This window comes from Kitasatospora sp. P5_F3, assembly GCF_054049135.1.
The window spans coordinates 177,873-198,309 of sequence record NZ_JBFUMY010000009.1 but is presented as its reverse complement, the minus strand read 5'-3'; the positions used below and the strand labels follow the sequence as shown (position 1 = coordinate 198,309).

At 67.9% G+C, this 20,437-nt stretch carries 19 protein-coding genes and 1 pseudogene; 3 read left to right on the top strand and 17 right to left on the bottom strand.

The features are described from left to right. Position 1 precedes the first annotated feature (1 nt). The 12 genes from ACXJMZ_RS07995 to ACXJMZ_RS07940 form a co-directional block, all read right to left on the bottom strand. A complete protein-coding gene (locus ACXJMZ_RS07995) occupies positions 2–586 on the bottom strand; it encodes a hypothetical protein (protein ID WP_457029252.1) in 585 nt (194 codons plus the stop codon). 110 nt (positions 587–696) lie between these two features. Then, positions 697–1,158 (bottom strand): single-stranded DNA-binding protein, encoded by a 462-nt coding sequence (locus tag ACXJMZ_RS07990; protein WP_457029251.1) that lies wholly within the window; start codon positions 1,156–1,158, stop codon positions 697–699. 118 nt (positions 1,159–1,276) lie between these two features. Beyond that, the gene (locus tag ACXJMZ_RS07985) at positions 1,277–1,708 is read right to left on the bottom strand and encodes a hypothetical protein (protein WP_457029250.1); all 432 of its coding nucleotides are present in this window, start codon (positions 1,706–1,708) and stop codon (positions 1,277–1,279) included. Positions 1,709–1,730: 22 nt separating this feature from the next. Further along, positions 1,731–1,919 carry a hypothetical protein gene (locus ACXJMZ_RS07980; RefSeq protein ID WP_457029249.1) on the bottom strand — a complete coding sequence of 63 codons (189 nt, stop codon included), beginning with the start codon at positions 1,917–1,919 and terminating at the stop codon, positions 1,731–1,733. 229 nt (positions 1,920–2,148) lie between these two features. Then, a complete protein-coding gene (locus tag ACXJMZ_RS07975; protein ID WP_457029248.1) occupies positions 2,149–4,290 on the bottom strand; it encodes a hypothetical protein in 2,142 nt (713 codons plus the stop codon). A gap of 91 nt (positions 4,291–4,381) precedes the next feature. Continuing rightward, a complete protein-coding gene (locus ACXJMZ_RS07970; RefSeq protein ID WP_457029247.1) occupies positions 4,382–5,968 on the bottom strand; it encodes a hypothetical protein in 1,587 nt (528 codons plus the stop codon). Positions 5,969–6,056: 88 nt separating this feature from the next. Further along, positions 6,057–6,275, bottom strand: a complete 219-nt coding sequence (locus ACXJMZ_RS07965) for a hypothetical protein (protein WP_457029246.1) — start codon at positions 6,273–6,275, stop codon at positions 6,057–6,059. Between the two features lie 107 nt (positions 6,276–6,382). Beyond that, positions 6,383–6,832, bottom strand: a complete 450-nt coding sequence (locus ACXJMZ_RS07960; protein WP_457029245.1) for a hypothetical protein — start codon at positions 6,830–6,832, stop codon at positions 6,383–6,385. 53 nt (positions 6,833–6,885) lie between these two features. After that, a complete protein-coding gene (locus ACXJMZ_RS07955) occupies positions 6,886–7,212 on the bottom strand; it encodes an RRQRL motif-containing zinc-binding protein (protein WP_457029244.1) in 327 nt (108 codons plus the stop codon). Between the two features lie 47 nt (positions 7,213–7,259). Then, positions 7,260–8,219, bottom strand: a complete 960-nt coding sequence (locus ACXJMZ_RS07950; RefSeq protein WP_457029243.1) for a DUF2637 domain-containing protein — start codon at positions 8,217–8,219, stop codon at positions 7,260–7,262. Between the two features lie 8 nt (positions 8,220–8,227). After that, complete coding sequence (locus ACXJMZ_RS07945) at positions 8,228–8,416, bottom strand: hypothetical protein (RefSeq protein WP_457029242.1); 189 nt, start codon at positions 8,414–8,416, stop codon at positions 8,228–8,230. Then, positions 8,416–8,697, bottom strand: a complete 282-nt coding sequence (locus ACXJMZ_RS07940) for a hypothetical protein (RefSeq protein ID WP_457029241.1) — start codon at positions 8,695–8,697, stop codon at positions 8,416–8,418. The genes ACXJMZ_RS07945 and ACXJMZ_RS07940 overlap by 1 nt, the downstream gene beginning before the upstream one ends. A gap of 469 nt (positions 8,698–9,166) precedes the next feature. Here ACXJMZ_RS07940 and ACXJMZ_RS07935 point away from each other — a divergent pair, with 469 nt between their 5' ends. Continuing rightward, positions 9,167–9,955: a GntR family transcriptional regulator gene (locus tag ACXJMZ_RS07935; RefSeq protein ID WP_457029287.1), complete on the top strand. Its 789-nt coding sequence runs from the start codon at positions 9,167–9,169 to the stop codon at positions 9,953–9,955. A 2-nt stretch (positions 9,956–9,957) separates the two neighbouring features. Beyond that, complete coding sequence (locus ACXJMZ_RS07930) at positions 9,958–10,716, top strand: glycosyltransferase family 2 protein (RefSeq protein WP_457029240.1); 759 nt, start codon at positions 9,958–9,960, stop codon at positions 10,714–10,716. Positions 10,717–10,764: 48 nt separating this feature from the next. Here ACXJMZ_RS07930 and ACXJMZ_RS07925 read toward each other — a convergent pair whose 3' ends face one another. From ACXJMZ_RS07925 to ACXJMZ_RS07915, 3 genes are all read right to left on the bottom strand, one after another. Continuing rightward, positions 10,765–11,304: a hypothetical protein gene (locus ACXJMZ_RS07925; protein ID WP_457029239.1), complete on the bottom strand. Its 540-nt coding sequence runs from the start codon at positions 11,302–11,304 to the stop codon at positions 10,765–10,767. Between the two features lie 350 nt (positions 11,305–11,654). Further along, positions 11,655–13,427, bottom strand: a complete 1,773-nt coding sequence (locus ACXJMZ_RS07920) for a tetratricopeptide repeat protein (protein WP_457029238.1) — start codon at positions 13,425–13,427, stop codon at positions 11,655–11,657. A gap of 752 nt (positions 13,428–14,179) precedes the next feature. Then, a complete protein-coding gene (locus ACXJMZ_RS07915) occupies positions 14,180–14,608 on the bottom strand; it encodes a hypothetical protein (RefSeq protein ID WP_457029237.1) in 429 nt (142 codons plus the stop codon). 1,379 nt (positions 14,609–15,987) lie between these two features. On the opposite strand from ACXJMZ_RS07915, the pseudogene ACXJMZ_RS07910 reads away from it, so the two are divergent. After that, positions 15,988–16,749 (top strand): annotated as a pseudogene (locus ACXJMZ_RS07910) (collagenase); the annotation flags it as partial. 185 nt (positions 16,750–16,934) lie between these two features. Here the strand turns inward: ACXJMZ_RS07910 and ACXJMZ_RS07905 are convergent. Together ACXJMZ_RS07905 and ACXJMZ_RS07900 are read right to left on the bottom strand one after the other, a co-directional pair. Beyond that, positions 16,935–19,253 carry a hypothetical protein gene (locus ACXJMZ_RS07905; protein WP_457029236.1) on the bottom strand — a complete coding sequence of 773 codons (2,319 nt, stop codon included), beginning with the start codon at positions 19,251–19,253 and terminating at the stop codon, positions 16,935–16,937. Positions 19,254–19,346: 93 nt separating this feature from the next. Beyond that, complete coding sequence (locus tag ACXJMZ_RS07900; RefSeq protein WP_457029235.1) at positions 19,347–20,357, bottom strand: phosphotransferase family protein; 1,011 nt, start codon at positions 20,355–20,357, stop codon at positions 19,347–19,349. Positions 20,358–20,437: the final 80 nt, after the last annotated feature.

Here is a 20,437-nt window from a genome sequence, read left to right as displayed (position 1 = left end):
GTCACCGCAGCGCCCCGATCAGGTGGGCGTGAGCGTTGACGTGCCGGACGAGCGCCTGGACGGCGCTCTTGGCCTCCTTGGTGGTCCGCTGCCGGTCGTAGCCGCTGGTGGGTGCGACCAGGTCGGCGACCGGGACGGGCAGCAACAGGGCAGCGGTGGTCAGCAGGGTGGGCCGGGTGATGGCCTCCGGCTCGACCAGCAGGCTCCACGGGCAGGGGTTCCAGCGGTCACTGCGGGCGTCCCAGTCCGCCGGGCGGGAGCTGGGCCGGATCGCCAAGGCGCGGTGCGGCAGCGGGAGTTCGAGCCGCAGATGCAGGTTGCCTTCGTCGTCGCGGCCAGTGGTCAGGCCGGTGAGGTCATGGCGGACGCGGACGTAGCCGGGGCTCATGACGGGGCTGGTGGCGACGCGCCAGGCGGCGATCGCGAACTCGACGGGGGTGAGCGGGTCGCCGAGGTCGCTGAACTGCTCGGCGCGGTCGGCGAGGTAGGCGCCGTAGCGGGAGTGGCCGTCGGAGGCGCGCTCGCGGTCGTACGCGTCGTCCGTGTAGGCGATGGTGTGCTCGTCGAAGGCGGTGTTCTGGGGCATGCTGGACCTCTGATCTCGTCTCGTACGCGATCGGGAAGGGCCCCGCAGCAGCCAGCTCTCTGCCAAGATCAGGCGGCTGCTGCGGGGCTTCGTGCTGTCCGGCCCCCGGCCTAGAACGGGGGCTCTTCGCCACCGGCGCCGGCCGGGGCAGGTGCGCTGGTGGACCACGGGTCTGCCGGAGCGGGTGCCGAACCGGTCTGGGTGCGCTGGGCTTTGGTGACCGTGGCGTTGGCGAATCGCAGGCTGGGGCCGATGTCGTCCAGGTCGAGGCCGAGCATGGAGCGGTTCTCACCCTCGGGGGTCTGCCAGTTGTGCTGGACGAGTCGGCCGGTGGCGACCACGCGCATGCCCTTGGTGAGGGACTCGGCGGCGTGTTCGGCGATCTCGCGCCAGGCGGTGACCCGCAGGAACAGCGCGGTGCCGTCCTTCCAGGTGTTGGTGGTCTTGTCGTAGGAGCGCGGGGTGGAGGCGATGGTGAAGCGGGCCATCGCCACCCCGGCCGGGGTGAAGCGGAGTTCGGGGTCGTCGGTGAGGTTGCCGATGACGGTGATGGGGGTGTCTCCGACGGACACGGGAGCCTCCGGGAAGTGGGGCGAGTGTTGGTCCGGGAGCGGATCTGTCCGTCCCCCGCACCGTCCGGCCACCGCTTTCTAAGCGGTTGCTGGGCGGCACGGCCGGTCGGGCAGACGGTCAGCGGTTCCGGTTGGTGACGTTCACGTGGACGCTGACGGCGCCCCGGCCCGAACTGTCTTTGCCACCAGTGCTCTTGAGGAGGTAGCCGAGGGCGAGGACGGCGGCCAGCAGGCCGAGGCCGGTGGTGGCGGCGGCGATCGCCTGGAGGAGTAAGGCGGTTCCGACGCCGGCGGCGCCGATGCCGATGCCGCCGCAGAGCAGGCGGGCGGGCCACGGGTCGCGCCCGGTCACGCCGACCGGGGTGGGCATGTGGACGGCGGTCGGGTGGAGCACCTGCGGCGTGTACTGCTGGGCCGTCAGGTACTGGACCGGGGCGCCCTGGTACGGGATCAGGGGCGCCTGGGCGGCGGGGGCGCCGTAGTAGTGATGGCCGTCGGTGGGAGTGGGCACCGGGGCGGCGACATAGAGGGGGTAGGGCTGCTGGTCCACGGTGATCTCCTCCGGGCTGGTGTCAGTTGAGGGGCAGGAGGCCGACGACGGCCGTTATGGCGGAGTTGACGGGGCCTTGGATGCCGGTCTGGGCGAGGGTGAAGCCGGACAGCCAGAGCACGAGCGCGGTGGGCAGGGAGACGCGGCGGCCCCGGATCAGCAGGACGCCAACGAGAGTCAGGACGGCGGTCAGGGAGGCGGAAACGATCACGGCGGTGCCTTCCGTTGTCGGGCGCGGGGCTTGGGGGTCATCACGTGGCAGCAGTGGCAGGCCGCATGGTCGGCTTGTCGCCTGGCTTGTCGTGCGGCTTGTCGCTTGTCACTTGTCGTGCGGGGCTTGTCGCTTGTCGCGTCCCAGGTCAAAGCGGGGGTTCCGGATCCCCGAGGGCCGGAAAGGCCCCTGTGCTGGGTGGTGGCGACAGGCGACAAGCCCGGCCCGGTCAGCCCTCGGCAGGGGGCTTGGGCACGTACTGGCGGTGGACGTAGCGGGCCTTGGTGCCCTCTCCGACACGCACGGCCTCGCCTGCTTCGACCCATGCCTTGAGCCAGCCGTTGATGGTCTGGCGGGTGGTCCCGAAGTCGGGCTTGAGGACCTTCTCCATCGCGGATGCTCCGGTACCGGCAGGGCCTGCCGTCACGAGCAGCATGAGCGCGGCCTCGCGGGCCCCGGACTCCTCCACCGGGGCGGGCTCGTTGCGGCCGCTGGTCCACGTGCTCGGGTCGGACCAGTCCGTCGCCGACGCGGTGGACGGTTCCTCGGCCGGCGGGAGTAGCCAGATGCTCTCCAGCTCGTCGTCCGAACCGGCGGTGGGGCGGTCCCAGTTGGCGGTGGCCTTCCACTGCGCGGGCAGCGGCCCGCCACCGGCCTGCCCGGCCGCAGCACCACTGGCCGCTCCGCCGGCCACGACCGTGGTCTGGTCGGCGGTCTCGGTGGTGTTCCAGAGGTGGCCGCAGCGCGGGAGGGTCCAGCGCTCGGTGTAGTCCTCGCCCGCGGCTTCGAGCGACGGCTGGTCGAGGGCGGGACGGCGGTTGGCGGTGAGGGCGCTGATCTCCTCGATCTGGGTGGGGGTGATGCGCCACTGCCGGGCCTTGGCGGGCTGCTTGCCCTCGGTGCCCACCAGCAGCGACCCCGGACCGGAGAAACTGTCCTCGGCACGGAGGGCACGCCAGCCGAAGAGGTGGCCCAGCTCGGAGTCCTCGTAGGCGCCGGTGGCGACGCGGTTGGACGCCATCTTCCGCACCAGCGGGTCCGGCATCACGTCGCTGGTGACGCGCAGGACCGAGACGACGGCCCGGATCGCCATGGCGCGGGCGATGCGGATCACCTCGGAGACACCGGCGAGGACGGCGCGGGCCTCGCGGGTGGCGGCGACCTCGGCGCCCTCGTCCATGACGATGACGATCTCCGGGACGCTCGGCCCGACGGGGAGCTTGTCGTCGTTGGCGTCGCGCATGGCGTCCTGGTAGGCGACCTTGCGGCGCTTGGCGATCCGCACCGCCGCAGCCAACATCCGCTTCGCCTCCGCCGGCGTCGACGCGACCCAGTCCACGCCCGGTACCGGCACCTGCTCCTTCGTCCAGCGGGCTCCGTCGCGGCCGGTCTGGGCGTCGTGCCAGGCGTTCAGCCAGGGCAGGCCGATGGAACCGGCGTTGAGGTCGATCACCCACACCAACGTGTCGTTGGTGCCGTTGAGCTGGGCGATCAGGGTGTGCAGCCAGTTGGTCTTGCCGGAGCCGGTGGGGCCGGTGACGATCGTGGACGCCTGCCGCAGGTCCAGCTCCGCCCGAGCCCCGTCCGATAGCACGGCGATCGGCAGCGGGTTGTTCACCGTCGCCAGCTCGCTCAACTCGGTGACGGGGAACGGGATCTCGATCCCCGCCAGGGACTGGGTGGTCACCAGGATCAGCACGCGGCGCCGGGAGATGCCGGGCATGACCTGGAGGCCGCAGCCCTCGGGCAGGTCGAGGTCCGCCCCCAGGCCCTCGGAGCGGTCGGTGATGGCCCGGCGGGTGGTGCCGCCCTCGGGCAGCTCCACTTCGAGGGTGTATCCGGCGCCGCTCGGCCAGTGCTCGATGCCGAGCACGGTGACGGCGACGTTGCAGACGCGCTGGATGCGGTCGGTCCAGTCGGCGGCCATCTGCCGGCGGGCACCGATCAGGAGCAGGTGGCGGCGCGCTTCCTGCTCGATCTCCTCGTGCCCGGCCAGCACGGGCGCCAGGCACCCACCCGCGATCCCCGCCACGGCGAGGGTGCCGACCTGCGGCCAGTGCCAGGGCCCGCCGTTCGCGATGGCCCAGGAGGTCCAGCCGCCGGCGGTCAGCCAGCACGCGGTCCGGAAGGTCAGGGTGGCGGTGGTCAGGCGGCGGCGGGCCGAGGCGTAGGCGGTGGCCATCGCACCCGCAGCACCTGCGGCGAGCGCCCATCCGGCGGGCATCCCGGTGGAGTGACCCAGGGAGGCGGCGGCAAGGGCGCCGGAGACCGAGTTGATGGTGCCGGACAGGGGGCCGTGGCCCGCGCTCCAGTCAACGCGGTCCAGCAGAGCGGGGCTGGTCTTGCGGGTGTTCTTGCTGAACGTGGTCATGGGGCGTGCCCTCCTTGGGCGAAGGGGACGGGCCGCCCATACGGTGTGGACGGCCCGTCAGGCGGCGGCGCGGGGTTGGTGTCTTGGCTGGTCAGACGTTCCACTTCCGCTCGGCGTCGAGGCCGTTACGGGGGTTCTCGACGCGGTCGATGTCGACCTGGTGGGCGCGGCGGTAGGCCGGGGCGACCTCTTCGAGGGCCAGGACGACCCTGCTCATCGCGCGGTAGCCCTCCCCGATCTCCTCGACCACCACCGGCTCGACCGGCAGACGCTCCATCGTCAGCTCGGTCAGCACCCGCAGCGCTTCCTGCAGGGTGGCGTAGGCGGTGGGCAGGTCGATGACGAGCTGCTCGAACTCCGACATCTGCTCCGGGTCGAAGCTTGCGGCGGCCTGGAGCAGGACGTCGGCGGCGGAGGACAGGGAGAACGCGGGAACGGTGGACTCGGAGTCGGACACAGTGCTCTCCTTCACGGTGGACTTGCCCAGACTGATCGGGGACGCCGGAACCACTGCGGCGCCCGGTGCGGCGCTAGCGCGCTCGGTGGTGGGGCGGTGTGAGGCAGGCCAGTTGACCTTCGTAGCGGGCACCGGCACCGCCGCCTTGCCGGTACTGTCGGCGCCCTGACCGGTGCCGAGGATCGCGGCATCCCGCCGGTCCCGGGCTGCGCGGGCCCCGGACAACAGCCGGGCCCAGGTCCGGCGGACGTGGGAAGACACCAACCCCCGGTGCCGCCAGTTGCCCACCAGCGCCGAAGCCAACCCAGCCCCGGCGGTCGCGAGCACGGCACCACCCATCCGGGCCTTGAACCGGCCGGCCGACCGCTTGAGCCGCTTGTGCTGCTCGGCGTTCAAGCCGTCCGGCGAGGGGGACTTGGCGTCCTTGGCCGTGTTCTTCAAGCTGGTGGTGGGGGTGATCCCGGTGCGGCGCTCGGCTCGCGCCAGGCCCTTGGCCAGACGCGCGTCGGTTCGGCCGACCCTGCGTTCCTGCCTCTTGTCCGCTCCGCCCGGCGACAGCGGGCCGCCGGACGGCCGAGCCTTGTCGAGGGAGCGGGCCATCCAGCCGGGACGCTGCCCGCCCGAGTACCCACCGGGCCGGATGGACGGGACACGCCCGCCCTGGCGCTGACGGTCCTTCTGGCTGGAACCGCCGTACGCCGGAGCTTGGTTGTGGCTGCCGACGGTCGGGCGGTGGCTGGGTCGGGGTGGGATGGTGGCGGTCTGGCCGAGCGCGGTCGTGCTCCGGGCTGGGCCCCCGGCGGTACTTCTGCGGCCGGTCGCGGTCCGAGCCTGCTGGCCGGGGACGTGCGGGGCGGTGGTGCGGCGGCCTGCGGACGCCGGGCCGTAGGCGGTGGTGGGTGCCGCGTGCCGGGCGGCGGTGCGGGCGAGGTGGCCCGCGTTCGCGGCCCGGATGGCCTGGTGGGCGCGGGTCCGGCCCGCTCGGCGGCGCAGGACGGCAGCGCCAGCGGCGGCACCGGCCGCGACCCCGGCGACAGCCAGGCTGATCGGGCCTCCGGCGACGACGGCGCCGGAGGCGATTCCGGCGGCGGCGTTCGCGGCGGCGACCGCCAGCGGCATCCCCGGCACCAGCGAACCGGCCGAGGGATTGGTGCGGGGAGCAGCAGGAGTGTTGGAGAGTGGTGCGGTGGTGACCTCGACCACGGTCGGGGCATCGGACATGATGACAACTCCGGATCTCTCGCAGGGAGTTCTGGGAACCCGGGACGGCCGGACAAGCTGCCAGGCCGTGTGGCCGTCCCGGGGCAGGTCAGAGCTTGTTGCTGCCGAGCGAGAAGTGGATCGTGGCGGCGGTGGAGACGCCCATGCGCTCGACCACCAGCCGCAGGGCCTCGTAGTAGATGCTCTGGCGGGTGTTGCTGGGGCGGGCCGGGGTGAGACCGTCGAAGGTCTCCAACTGCCCGTTCACGCTCTGCACCGTGAGGATCCAGTGGTAGAGCAGCGGTTCGGCCGGGTTCGGGGCGCTCACTGGCCCTTCCCCTCGGACGGGGTGGGCGGGTTCGGGGTCGGGATCTTCGGCGAGCCGTAGCCGCCGTTGGTGTTGTAGTCGCTCATGACGGTGGTCTCCTGTCTGGTTCAGGCAGAGGCGATGAGGGCGGCGGCGGTCTCGAAGGTGTGGTGGAACGCCTGGTCGAGGGCGTAGGCACCGTTCATCCCGAAGTCGGTCAGCCGCACGAAGTTGGCCTTGCCGGTAGCGTCCGCCAGGCGCCGCAGGGGCTCGCGCCGGTCGGCGGCGTAGTGCGTGACAGCCGACAGCGCCAGGGCCACGGCGACCGGGCCGGGCCGCAGGCGGACACCAAGGACTCGGGAGCCGATCAGCAGTGCAGCCGTCTGGGTGGCGGTGTAGGTGGCCACGTGTGCGGCGCAGGCGCGGCGGCCGGCCGCGCAGGACTGGCCGTCGTTGTGGTCGTGTTGGCCCTTGTTGCTGGCCTGGTGGTCGGTCTGCACCCAGTGGTCCGCCAGATCACCGGCGGCACGGAGCAGGGCGTAGGCGGCGGCGAACCGCGCGGCACGAACGTGGGACATGACTATCTCCAAGTCTTCTACGGCACAAGGAAGTTAGGGGAGTGGAGTGCCGGTCAGGCGGCGAGCTGGCCGCCGTCGGCGCAGGGGATGCAGGTGCCCAGGTGTCGAGGCAGGACGTATCCGGCGTCGCGTCCGCAGCCGGGGCACATGCGGCGGGCCCGGTTCGCGGCGTCCAGCGCGGCCCGACGTCCGGGAGTCATCTCCCGTACGGGAGCTGCGAGTTCGGCGCGGTAGAGGCAGGCGAGAGCGGTTCCGCCGAAGCGGGAGCGCCAGAGGATCTGCCCGGCGACGTCCTGCCCGTTGGGCCGCAGGCCCTTTGCGCGGAGCTGGCGGCGGGTCAGAAACCCGTCAGGCGCCTGGCGCCAGCGGTAAGTCGGCAAGACACCAACCCCGGCCGGGACGCCCGGGGCCCGGCGGCGGGGGCGGCTCACCCGGCGGCCAGGGCCAGAACGGTGGACAGGGTGGTGTCGTCACCGGAGCGGATCTCCTGGAAGCGGGCGGCGACCCAACCGGCGGACCAGCCAGTCAGCTCAACCACCCGACGCTGCGGAATCTGCGCGGCGTGAGCCGCACCAACGATCAGCCGGGCCCGCTCCTCCGGCACCCGCTCGGCGACGGGTTCGGCGTGCAGCAGCTCGTGCCGCAGCCGTTCGAGGGCATCGCGCTCACGGCGCTCACGCTCGCTCACCTCACGCTCACGACGCTCACACTCGGCCCGCTCCGCCGCCTCCAGCCGCTCCCGCTCGGCGCGCTCGGCAGCCTCACCGCGCGCCCGCTCCTCGCGCTCGGCGAGGAGGAGTTGCCGCTCGTGCTCACGCTGCTCGCGCAGCAGAGCGGCTTCGTGCTCACGGCGCTCACGCTCACGCCGCTCGACCGCCTCGAACTCGGCCAACCGCTCCGCGCGCTGCCGTAGCCGCTTCTCCTCCGCACGCCGTTCGCGCTCGGCCCGTTCAGCGCGCTCAGCGGCCTCACGGCCGGCCAGAGCGGTGCCGATCGCCCGCCGGTAGGCGAGGGAGGCTTCGGCGGTGACGATCAGCAGCAGCGGCGCCACCGAGTGGACCGCCACCCCCACACCGTCCCGCTCCAGAGCGGACAGGCCGACGTTGAGCAGCAGCGTCATCGCACCGGTCAGCCAGCGCAGCACGATCGGCCACCGGCCGCCCTGCCCGCCGAGACGGGCCAGGATCGCGTCCATCCGGACCACGATCACCACCGCCGCATCCACCACCAGCGGCAGGATCGGCGCCGTCCACTCCCACCCCTGCGGGGAGTGAGTGCGCATCAGCGGGGTCACCGTGAGCACGCTGTAGAGCACCGCGCCGAACGTGATAGTCCACGTCCCAGCGGTCAACGCCCGCTCGGCCGAACGGATCTGATCGGCAGTCACCGGAAGCCTCACCCGGACCACCCCATCCGCACCGGCGAGGGGCCGGTGAGCGCCGGGTGAGCGGCCGTGAGCATCGCGCGGTCCCACTCCCGCAGAACGGCCAACTTCTCCTGCTGCTGACGGGTCGCGGTGGCGTTCTGCTTAGCCGCCAGACGTACCCGACGCAGCGACTCGTCCACGTCCGTGCGGGCGGTCATCACGCCACCTCGCCGAACGCGAAGGACTGCGGGCGACGCCGGACGGTCAGCCGCACCAGCGGCACCGGCGCCAACCTCAGCAACCGCTCGGCGTAGGCGGCCAGCTCGAAGTCCTCCCGGCGCAAGTCCTCCAGCACCGCGCTGGCCACGTCCAGCCGCACCGCCCGCTCCTGCGGGGACTCACCCGGCACCCCGGCGAACAGCTCGGCGTCCACACCGAGCGCCAGCTCCGCGAACTCCTCGGTACCGACAGCCGTCTGGCCTGCAACAATCGACCTCATGGGTCTGCCTCTTCCAACTAGGGAGGTAGGCCCTAGAGACCGCCGCGCTCCGACCAAGAAAGGCGCGGCGGTTTCGTCATGTCTGGGCCCGACCACTCGTTACGCACGAGTAGCCATGGATCCCGGCCCGCCCAGGTACGGGCGGACCGGTCACCAAAGTGACTCGTTCGTTCGTTGATCAGCACACTGTTCAGTTCTCAAAGAGCCACAGTCACAACAGCCCGTGGGCGTGCGGCAGAGCCGCCTTCCCCGACAACCGTCGGCCGCATTTGCGCAGTGCAGAGCAGCCCAAAGAAGGGCCTTTCTGGCTTGCCGGGAATATCAGCAGAGCCAGAACAGCTCCTAAGGAGATGCTGTCCTCAACTCCTCTTGAGGAGTTGCTAGAACTATGACGGTCTTTCAGGTAGTCGTCAACACCTCTTGAGGACTTACGATGATGCGAGACCAAGACAGGACGGTGACCAGCCCGATGGCCAACCAGTACGAGCGGATTTCAACCGATCTGCGGCGCCAGATCACCAGCGGCGAACTGGCTCCGGGCGACAAGCTCCCGGCGGAGACCGCACTTGCGGACCACTACGGCGTGAGCCTGCCGACCCTTCGACAAGGCGTAGGCGTGCTCCAAGCCGAGGGGTTGATCGAGAAGCAGCACGGGCGCGGCACCTTCGTTCGGCGCCGGCCGAAGTCAGTCACGCGCACCAATGACCGCCACCAGTGGGAGAAGGACCGCGCCCGCGAACCCGAAGACGTGCGCCGCAAGACTGGGGCGACTGAGCACGACACCGGGTTGGTCATCAACGACCTGGTGTTCGGCGCCGAGTACGACCAGGTGCCCGCCCCCGCCGAGCTGGCCGAGCTGTTCGGGGTCGAGGAGGGAGCCACCCTGCTGGAGCGGACCTACCGGACGCGCTACCGCGAGGAGCGCACGCCGATTCACCTGGTTCGCTCGTACCTGCCGCTGAGCTTGGTCTCCGGCAACCCGGACCTTCTCCGGGCCGACACCGAGCCCTGGCCTGGGGGTACGCAGAACCAGCTCTACACCCTCGGCATCGAGTTGGACCGAATCGTGGAGACCTTCCGGGCCCGGCCCCCGACGCCTGATGAGAGTGAAGAACTCGGCCTGCCAGTCGGTGTGTCCGTGGTGGTCCTCCGCAAGACTTCGTACGACACCGACGACCGGGTGGTCGAGGTCTCAGAGGTGATCCTGCCGGGCGACCGCACCGAGCTCGTTTACACGACCAAGCTGAACAGGTGGTGAGCATGACCAGCGTGGTAAGCGTGATCACAGCGGTGCACGGGCCGAGCGCCAAGTTCCTGGCGGACGCTTACAAGTCGCTCAACGAGCAGCAGCTCCCTGCCGGTTGGGACTGGCAGTGGGTGATCCAGCAGGATGGCGAGACCGATGACGTCGCCCCGTACGTGCCCGACGATCCCCGGATCAGCTTCGGTCAGGGGCGCCACGGTCGAGCAGCGATGGCCCGGATGATGGGCATGTCCAGGGTTGTCGGGGAGTATGTCCGGGTTCTGGATGCGGACGACATGCTCACCCCCGGAGCGCTGGCCCGCGATCTGACGGTGCTGACCGGTCAGCCGGGCATCGCGTGGACCACCTCACGAGTGCTCGACCTGCTCCCGGACGGCAGCACGGTCGGCTTCGACCAGGACCCGCCTGAGGGGCCAATCGAGCGCGGTGAGGTACTGACGCACTGGCAGGCCCATGACTTCAGGGCTCAGGTCCATCCGGCGACGTTGTGTATGCGGCGGGATCTGGTGCTGGCGCTCGGGGGATGGATGGCACTGCCCGCTTCGGAGGACACCGGGCTGCTGCTGGCGCTCAACGCGGTAAGCCGCGGCTGGTTCACGGCGGAGACCGGACTCCTCTACCGGAAGTGGCCCGGACAGAGCACCAGCCAGGCTGCCCACAGCGAGCAGGAAGAGCGTGCCGCCCGGATGGCCGTGGTCGAGGCCCGGGCCGAGGCGCTGCTCGCGCTGGAGAACTGGCGCATCGACGCAGCCTGAGCAGGAAACAGCACGGAGCGGCCTCGGCGGGATCTACTGCCGGGGCTGCTACGTATCCTCGGAGCTGCGAGTGGCCGGCAGGATCAGGCCGCGAGATGAGTGCTGGTCACCGGCGAAGCCGCCACGCACGCCGAGGTCAGCGCGAGCCACCTCGTGGAACACGTTCACGGCCCGGAAGAATTCGGCGTGGAGAGCGCGCCAGTCGGCGAGGGTGCCCTCCACCAGGCGGCGGGCCTGCCAGTCGATCGCCAGGGTCGCGGTGTTGACCGCATGGGCGGCTTCGATCACCTCGTCACCGGCCAGCATCATCAGCCGCTCGAAGGCCAGGGCGCGGCGGCCTTCGGCTTCGGTGAGGTCCATCAGCAGCTCGTGTTCGGTGCGGGGCATCGCCCGGATGTCGTGGGTTACCTCGTAGGCCAGCACGGCCGCGTAGACACAGGACCGGACGCCGCCGACGTACTCCACGTAGGTGTCGAGTTTCTTCTCGTCCCAGCGGACCCGCAGGCCGTCCTTGCGCTTACTCCGCTCCATCAGCTGGTTCGTCACGTACGTGGTCAGCGCGCCGAGCATGACAGCAGCGATGGTCACGAGCTGGGTGATGGTATCCACGGTCCCCCGCACAGGATGTGAAGCACAGTCAGATCAAGCTGCCGAGCCTAGCGGCGGGCGGGCCGGATGTGCAGGGGAGGGTGAGGAAGAGGGAGTGATGAGAAGGGGTGCGTAAAAATCCTCTCTACGGGTTCAAGGCGGCGCGCGGTTCCGCAGTCACTCGGCTTAATTGCGGTCAGACCCAAAGAACCTAGTCGACCCGCTCATTATTACGGCCCCTGATCGCAATTCACCCTAGCCCGGACATGGCGCTGGCCATAACAGATCTACTACCCGTAGCCGTGTAATTCTGAGCCTCGCCGGATCGCCGCGCCTATCGACGTCAGAAATCAATCCGAGTCGACTGCAGCGGGTTCCCACGTGCGCATATCCGATACTAATCTGTCGCGCTTCTCGTGATCTCCGACGTAAGCATAGAGCTGCTCTAGAACTTCGGAGACTTCCTCGCCTTGAGCAAGGGCGGTCTCAAACGCAGATATCGCCCGGTCGATTTTATTTCTACTTAGATAGAAATACCCAAGATGATAGTGAGCATGAGAATTTCCACCTTGTGCAGCCTGCTCATATAGGCGGATCGCCTCTCGCCATTTCCGAGAGCGCTCCATCAGGTATCCCAAACAGACCGCAGAAGAAAGTTCCCCTAGATCTACGGCGCGCTTATACCAGAAGCGAGCAAGCTGCGCATTTCCCATCCCCTCTTGAATGAGGCCCATCTCCGTGAAGGCCTCGGTAAGTCCTGCCTCAATCGCCTTATTGCACCACGCAAGCGCTTCACGGAGCGAGCCCTCTCTTCTGAGCCGTTTTGCCAATGCATTCATTGCGTGAGGATCGCCAGAGTCCGCCGCTTCGCGAAATAGTCTCAGAGCTTCCGATTCTTCACCCCGCTTAGAAATGAGAATCGCAAGGTTTGTCTTGGCGGGTGTTGAGCCCCCATCAATGCATTCACGGTAGAGTTTCTCGGCCTCGGACTCTCGCCCCGTTTCGCCGAGGATGACGGCAAGGTTGAAAGCTGCCCGACGGTCACTGTCGGAGAGCTGGCGAAGAAGCTTCTCTGCCTCTTCAAGCCGCTTAGCATGGTAGAGCAATGTTGCTAGGTTATTCCGAGCCCGGCCAAAGCCGTGGGAAATCGCAATCTCATAGGATTCTTCCGCAGCGTCGGTGTCGCCTCTATCTTCATGCAGCCGACCAAGATAGAAGTAGGCCTCGTTCTTCCCTTCGAGCACAGCGGCGTTGAGCCAGTCCCACGCAAGATCGTAACTACCCTGGTCCAACTTGAGGCGCCCCAGAGTCATCTTTGCCATCGGCGACTGGGTATCAATGAGACTTTCAAAGAACTCCTCGGCGGCAAGCCAACTCTTCTCCGCCGAGTAATAGTCTGCTAGATGCTGAGCAGAGACATGGTCCCCTTTGGATGCCCCGGCTCGAAGGGTATCCAAAGCTTCCGGCAGTCGGCCACTCTTTTGCAGAATGGTCCCGAGATTAGCATGGGCCAGAAGATTTCCCTGAGATATTGCCTTACGAAACCAGTACTCTGCCTCTTCCGACTCGGCGCGCTGTATTGCGAAGTACCCAAGGTGAAATGACCCATGGCCTACACCTGCATCCGCGCTTCGCATATAGGCGCTCTCGGCAATTTCCATCCGGCCGAGCTCTTCGGCCTTGTGCCCGATAAAATGGAGCGCATTAGGCGGCAAGCTCTCCAGGGCATACTTCCAAATAAAATCCGGCAGCCGTGGGGCGCTTACATCGCGCGAAAGCGCATCCGGCAGATAGTCGAATGCAACATATGTGTCATCGCCGACTGGAATCAAGAGACTACTTGTGGCATGCAGAGGTTGAGTCGCCCAGTGAAAGGCGTCTTGGATCGATTCGGGCCTGAGGCGCGCACCACCGCGCTGCTCTAGATATTCACCATGGACGCTCTCTAGCACATGTCGAGGAATTGACCACCCGACCCCGATCCTTTTAAAGTCCACTGCTGCGGCAACAAGAGCAGCCCCACGGGGATTAAGTCCAGGTGCCCAGGCACCCTTCCAATCAATCATCAATTGCGGGCCTGCAGCTAGATACTCGGCAACCCCAACCTCATTACAGTGCTGCACCGCATCTTTCAGTCGGGAATCATCCGAACCCCTAGCGCGCCATATCTCAGACTCGCTCCACCTGCGATCGAGATGTATGATGTGAGACCTAGAAATAACTCCGCGTGAATTTCTGAGGAAATTAAGCATTTTACTGTTGGGTTCTGGCGCCACTCGGGGTGAGACTAGAGAAAGCTGCTCCGACCGCATTGTGCCAACTATGACCGCTCCGGCCCGAAGGGTCGAGTCAATCATTTCACCAGTGATTGCTGGTGGGGCTAGGAATCTCTCCAGGTCGTCGAGCCATATAGCCAGCCTGCCTCGCTCCGAATGCATCATTCCGCGAGCAAAGTCAGCCCCATCTTCGGGGCGAAATAGAAGATAATCTTTAAAGTTTGATCTCAGCGATTCGTAGGCACAGCGAGACTTCCCGGCAGTCGAATCTCCGACAAGGAGGGAAAATGATCCTGGACGCATCAGTGCGGAAACGTCCGAATCGACGTCACGTTCAATATATGGAGGAACTCTATCCCCGTTTAGGATAGGCGCAGGGTGAACGCCCCAAGCGATCGGATCGCCACAATCTCCCACTCTCGGCAGATCCGATAGGGCCGCAATCTTGAAGGCATCAAATATACCCGCATCCGACTCGCGGTCGCGGCTGCCGACGTAAATTTGCACACCATGGCTCTGTTGAAAGGCCGTGCCGTGGTCATGGACTGCAGCCTTTTGAGTATCGTGGTCCCCGTAATTCTTCCCGGAAGTCTCGCCGCTCACTTCGGTCCGTAGATTTGAGTGCCAGATCCCTGCTGAAATACAACGCCATGATCTCGCGCCACCGCATCCTGCTTGAGTGAAGAAATGTTCACCTGCGGCTGAGGGGAATTCGCCACCAAGCTGGCAATCTCTTCTCTGAGATCTGCGTCTTCGTGAAGCGCCTTCGTGATCTGGTAGCGAAGAGCAGCCGCAGCGTCGGAATCGGCACCATCATTCGCAGCATCTACGATGGCCGCCTCCAACGCCGGCTGTTTGCCTGCGCCGACTCGCCGCCAGACAGATTGCAACAGCTGGCGCCCAAAGTTAGCCGTCGTGTCAACTGCTGCATCCTCGGCGCGTGCGAGCACCGAACCGCCGTACGCGCTCAAAGCCGACGCTACGTACGGACCAGCTTGCGTCATCAGCTCTGCGATCTCTGCACTCACGGTACGCCTCCTGCACCAGTTCGCCGTGTCCGCAGCCTAGACGCAAGAGCACCTGGAGGTAGGACACTTGAGGAGGCTGGTCAGTCCGCGCTGTTCCAGCTGGCGGAGGCCAACTGCAAGGGCGAGGTGTGTCGAGGCGCCCATTGACGCCCTGGCCCGGTGCCTCATCAGAGCAAGCGACTCGGGTGCCTACGAGCAACACCCACAGTGTCCGCACGTCTCCCGGGAACGGCCCGCCCATCGGGCGGTTGCACCTCGGGCTCCGACACGGCAGAGCGGCTTCTGGAGAAATCCTGGAGATGATCTTGATTGCGAGGCTTCGCACCACCTATGCAGACCAAGGCACAGCAACCTTCTGACCTGCATCATTGACCGGAGTCGCAGGTCGGCGATCTTCCAGGGCCTACTTCGGGACGAAGAGGCCGTGGGTTCAAATCCCGCCACCCCGACCCAGTAGTACGAGTTCAGGGCCCTATCGGAGAGATCCGGTGGGGCCCTGATTCGTTGTGTGTGACCAGCTGGGTGACTGAGCCTCAGAACAGCCAGGGTGGCGGAGGGGCGCAGGCCGCAGCCCACGTCCCTCCGGACCGGTGGAACAGGTCAGTTGACGGTGAAGAAGTAGTAGGTCGGAGCCGTCTGAACCCCGTCCTTGGTGGTGCCGTAGACCTCCAGGGCGTACCAGCCGCTGTCGGTCGGGGTCCACGAGATCTGCGCCTCGCCGCGGGGCCGGCCTGCACCGTGGTGCCCTCGCCCCAGTTGACGGAGTACGTGTAGCTGACCGCGCCCTTGATCTTCGGGGTGAAGGTGCCGGGCACGTCGGCCGCGTGCGTGGGCGCGGCGACAGCGAGCAGCGCGAGGGCCGGCCGCAGCGACCGCGGCGAGGGCCGCACGGGCTATCCACATGGGGCGGGTGCCCTGGTCGGTTCGGCACGCAGAGGACGTGGGTTCAAGCCCCGCCACTCCGACCCAGTTCTGAGGATCCATCAGAGACATCTGACGGGCCCTCTGGGCGGCGGCGCCCTGACGCCGGAACTCGTGGCCGATGAGCTCGCTGGGCGCGTGTCGTGATCCTCACTGCCCCCGGGTCCTGGGCAAGCGTGCGCGGCGGTCCTGGTGAAAAGTATTGAAAAGCAATGTGACGTGTGCCATTTTACTCCGCAGTCCGTCACAGACGGGACGTCCGCTCCAACCCCCAGGAGTGAATCTTGCGTGCCATAGCCACCGCACTGCTGATCGCGGCCATCGCGGTTACCCCCCTCCAGACCGCCCAAGCCGCCCAGGCCGCCCCCAAGCCGGACCAGGTCTCCACGGACCCGGGCCAGCGCCCGGCCCACGGCAGCGCCCAGGGCGCCCCCGGCGCGACCGGGACCACCGGCGGCAGGCTGGAGTCGCGCATCCTGCCGATCCTCCACACCTGTAGCCCGTCGCTGCGGATCCGGGCGCAGGAGATGACCGCCGACCAGCTGACGGCGACCTGCACGAGCCTGGCCAACCAGGACGCCTACTTCCACAGCGTGGTCAAGGACTCGGGACCGGTCGCGAACGACTACAACGCCACCCTCGAGGTCGACGTCTTCAACTCCAGTGCCGACTACAAGTCCTACGCGGGGAAGATCTACGGCATCGACACCAACAACGGCGGCATGTACCTGGAGGGCGACCCCGCCAGGACGGGCAACCAGCCGCGGTTCATCTGCTACGAGCGCACCGACGTGAGCCCCGGCTGGCAGATCTGGAACCTCAACCACGAGTACACCCACTACCTCGACGGCCGCTACGACCAGTACGGCGACTTCAACGCCGGCCAGACCACCCCGACCGTGTGGTGGGGCGAGGGCTTCGCGGAGTACGTCTCCTACTCCTACCGCGGCGTCACCTACGCCAACGCGGTGGCCGAGGCCGGCAAGCACACCTACTCACTGCGCACGCTGTTCGACACCACCTACAACAACACCGACACCACCCGCACCTACAACTGGGGCTACCTCGCCACCCGCTACATGATCGAGAAGCACCCGGCCGATGTCGCTGCCGTGCTCGGCTACTACCGCACCGGAAACTGGACCGCCGCGCGCTCCCTCCTCACCTCGCTGGACTACGAGAGCGACTGGAACACCTGGCTGACAGCCGTGGCCGCAGGCGCCTGACCCGTACCTCCGCCGCGACCGGACTCCCCTCCGGTTGCGGCGGACGGTTCGAATCCCGCTACCGCTGCCCGGTTCGGCGGGCCGGTCAGAACAGTCTGACTGCCCGTCTGCCGCCGCGCTCCGACGTCCGGTCAGGCGGCGGCGAGGCGGCGGGCCGCGGCGGCTGCGGCGGCGATCGCCTACTTGGGGGCGGGGAGTTTGAACTCCTTGACGAGCGGGATCCAGCCGATCACGCACACGACCACCACGGTGAGCGCGATGAGATTCTGCAGGGCGATGTGATCTTCGAGCGCGTCCACCCACTCCTCGTCGGTTCTCGGACGACTGCGCCGGACGATGCTCTTCACAGCGCGGGGGACAGTGCCGGGTTGAACCATCCGAAACTTGTCCTCGCCGGGCCAGGGCTCGTCCGGGCTGACCAACTGGTGTCGCCGGAAGGCGGCATGGCGAGAGTTGTACTGGAGGATCCAGCAGAAGATCGCGGTGAACAGCAGCATGAACCCGAACGCGATCTGGGGAATCTGCAGCCACCGCTCACTCGTGCCCTCGGGGACATGGGTCACGATCAGTGCGGGGATCCAGACCAGTACGAACACGAGCAGGCCGATCATCGCCTGGTCCTGCTGGACTCCGGCGGCGGGCCGGTAGTTCGTGCCACCCGCCGTCGGCGGCTCCGGGAAGGTCGAGACAGCCGCGACGGCCATCGCGAACGTGATCAGCAGCGGAACGGTGAGCCCGAGCGCGGACCAGTAGACGTTGACCGGCTGGTCGTGCCAGTACATTCCTTCGGTCAAGGCCCACAGCACGGAGGAGGCTGAGGCCGACCCGACCGATACGGCCGACAGGGACTGACTCCACGTCACTTCCTGCCGCTGCAGGAGCCGACCGTTGCTCCGGATGCTCTCGGTGGTCCACAGGCCCACGAGGACGACGATCGGGACGGCGGCCCAGTGCAGGCCCTCGATGTGGATCCGGGAGAGAAGCGCCGCAGACCATCCGACGGCGGCCACCGCGATCACGGCCTGCGCGACTCCACGGGACCGGTCAGGCGACCGGCTGTACCGGACCGCACCGCCCACCGCGACGAGAGCGACGACCGCCGTCACGGCCAGGAACGGCCACCCCGTGGCGTGGTTCACGCCCCACTGGAATCCCTTCTTCCCCGCGACGTCGACCGTCACGAGAAGGAGGCAGGTGATTCCGGCGAATGCGCTCCCCGCGGAATTACGGGCAACGCGGCGGCCGAGGGATTTCTGTTCTTCCGAGGTCGGCCCCCAACGCGTCGCCTCCTCCTCGGCCTCGACGAACCGGTGATAACTCCGCCGCAGAATCGGCGAGACGATATTGACGATCACCAGCGAGATCAGGATGACGACCAGCGCGCCGGAGTTCGAGGTGGGCCGGTTTCCCTGGGCGAACCATCCCGATCCCACCGCCAGCATCATGAGCACCCACGACGGTGCGGCGACTTCCAGCGCAGCCCGCGAAATCCGTGGGGCGGGGATCCCGGTCCGCCGCGCCTGAAGCGTCGTGGTCAGCCCGCGCAGCAGTACCAGGGAGACTGCGCTGCCGAGCAGCGCCGACCCGACGGTGAGGAGCGAGGCACCGCGCTGCATGGTGGGCACGACGGCCAGGCCGGCCAGGATCAGCAGAGCGCCGATGCCTTCGATCCGGCCCCAGGCGTGACGTTCCCGGCTCTCCGGCCCGAGGTACGCCGACGCGAAGGACACCGAACAGGCGAGCGCGATCCCGACGAGCGGCCCGGCATGCCCGTCGAGCGGCCCCCGGTAACCGGACGCGATCGCCATGGGGGCTGCGATCACCAGGGCCAGGGCGGTCGAGAGCACCAGGCTCTCGACGCGAACCTTGGCGACCGCGCGCAGACCTGCCAGTGCAATGACGGTCGCGACGGCGAGCGCACCCAGCGAACTGAGGCTCGCCGTGCCGGCCACCTGCTTGCTGTCCGTGCCGACCAGTCCGGCGAACCCCAGCAGGCATGCCAGCAGCGCGACCCAGGCGGGCGAGGAGACGATCCGGTCCGCAGCCCCGGGCTCGCTCTGCCCGATCCTGCGAAGGCGCACGACGAGGACTCCGAAGAGGCCCGCCAGCAGCGCCGGGCAGAGGGCGAGAAAGACAGCATGGTAGACACCTGCGGAATTCAGCCTTCCGGGCACGGGCAGGGTCCAGTTCAGAGCCGGTGCGGGATCCCGGAGCCACTGCCAGGTGACCAGGCAGCCGACCGCAAGGCCGCAGAGCGACGAGACCGCAAAAATCTTCCAGTCGGTTCGTGATCCGCCAGATCTTCGCACCAGACCGAGCAGGAGTGCCGAGGCCAGCGGAATGAGCAGGCCGTCACCCCAGGTGGCGCTGCGGAAGTACGGGAGCCCCGGCGATACGGGCCAGCTGATCGATATGTATAACAGGGTCATGACACCGAACCCGAATACCGCCACCGCACCGCCCAGTGCAGCCTCGCGGGAATAGGGGACGCGTCCCATTGATCTCCCGCCATGCCGCACGAAATGAGGTGAGCATGAGCGTACTGCTTTCCGGTCGGATTTGACTGCCCGTCAGCACACCTCGGTTTTCGATCAACGATCGCCTGCGGCCAGTGCGGCGAGCACTTGCCCGAGGTTGTACTCGGCGATTCCCGCCATGACCGCGCGGTCCGGGAAGTCGCCGTCGAGGAGCCGGAGCGGGCCCGCGACGAGGGACAGGCGCATCGCCAACGCGTAGAAGGCGAGACGCTGTTCGTCGAGGCCGCCGCTGTCCAGCCACCGGTAGTGCTCGTCGAAGCGGATGCGCAGGAACACGTGCTCCCACTCGACGTCGAAGAACATCAGGCCCTCGATGTCGATGAGGACGGGGCGCCCGTCCCCGTCCACCAGGACGTGATCCGGCCCGAGTTCCCCGTGGATGAGCCCGTACTCCGAGCGCGGGCGCACCGCGGCGGCCAGCCCGCGGACGGTGTCCTCCAGCCGGGAGCGGACGTCAGTGATCCGCGGATCGCGGGCGGCGGCCTCGGCGAGGTCCTCGAGTGCGCGGTCGAGGACCACCTGTTCGCACGAACTTCCCTGGGAGACACCGCCGTTGTCGATCAGCGCGACCTTGCCGAAGCGTGGCCTCGAGTGCCGTCGCAGCACGTCGAGCGCCTCGGCGAGCCGGGCCAGGGTCGGTTCCGCCCGACGCGGGTCGCGGTGGAGCAGTGCCTCCAGGTTATCGCCGGGCACGTCCTCCACCACCGCCACGTCGGCCGGGTAGTGGGTCCTGCTCCGGTCGGCCAGCCGGATCCGGGGCGTGCGGATCCCCAGGGCGTCCAGGTGTCTGCTCGCGGCCTCGAACAGGTCGATGCCGGAGGCGGGCGAGAAGGGATCCGCATGGTTGTCGGCGGCATCGGCCCCCGAGGTGGGCCAGTAGTTCTCGGCGTCGTCCCAGATGTAGAGGATCGCGGTGGAGTCGTCGTCGTAGGTGAGGCGGTAGACGCCCTTCTTGCTGCCGCCCCGCAGCCGCGACACGCCGGCGAGGTGACGCCCGGCTCCCCGGGCCGCCCGGGCAACTGCGGCCAGCTGATCACGCGTCACAACCCTGCGCACCACGCCCATCGGGCGCCTCCCCCTGCACGTCGAATGGCCGAGTCGGAGCAGCCGAGACCCGCCTCGGACACCCCGCCCCGCCGCTTGAT

What these genes read in the sequence shown, in the direction of transcription:
- ACXJMZ_RS07905 (WP_457029236.1), bottom strand. Translation starts at nt 19,253, where the DNA reads ATGGGACGCGTCCCCTATTCCCGCGAGGCTGCACTGGGCGGTGCGGTG.
- ACXJMZ_RS07945 (WP_457029242.1), bottom strand. Translation starts at nt 8,416, where the DNA reads ATGACCGCCCGCACGGACGTGGACGAGTCGCTGCGTCGGGTACGTCTG.
- ACXJMZ_RS07960 (WP_457029245.1), bottom strand. Translation starts at nt 6,832, where the DNA reads ATGTCCCACGTTCGTGCCGCGCGGTTCGCCGCCGCCTACGCCCTGCTC.
- ACXJMZ_RS07995 (WP_457029252.1), bottom strand. Translation starts at nt 586, where the DNA reads ATGCCCCAGAACACCGCCTTCGACGAGCACACCATCGCCTACACGGAC.
- ACXJMZ_RS07975 (WP_457029248.1), bottom strand. Translation starts at nt 4,290, where the DNA reads ATGACCACGTTCAGCAAGAACACCCGCAAGACCAGCCCCGCTCTGCTG.
- ACXJMZ_RS07935 (WP_457029287.1), top strand. Translation starts at nt 9,167, where the DNA reads ATGGCCAACCAGTACGAGCGGATTTCAACCGATCTGCGGCGCCAGATC.
- ACXJMZ_RS07940 (WP_457029241.1), bottom strand. Translation starts at nt 8,697, where the DNA reads ATGAGGTCGATTGTTGCAGGCCAGACGGCTGTCGGTACCGAGGAGTTC.
- ACXJMZ_RS07930 (WP_457029240.1), top strand. Translation starts at nt 9,958, where the DNA reads ATGACCAGCGTGGTAAGCGTGATCACAGCGGTGCACGGGCCGAGCGCC.
- ACXJMZ_RS07900 (WP_457029235.1), bottom strand. Translation starts at nt 20,357, where the DNA reads ATGGGCGTGGTGCGCAGGGTTGTGACGCGTGATCAGCTGGCCGCAGTT.
- ACXJMZ_RS07970 (WP_457029247.1), bottom strand. Translation starts at nt 5,968, where the DNA reads ATGTCCGATGCCCCGACCGTGGTCGAGGTCACCACCGCACCACTCTCC.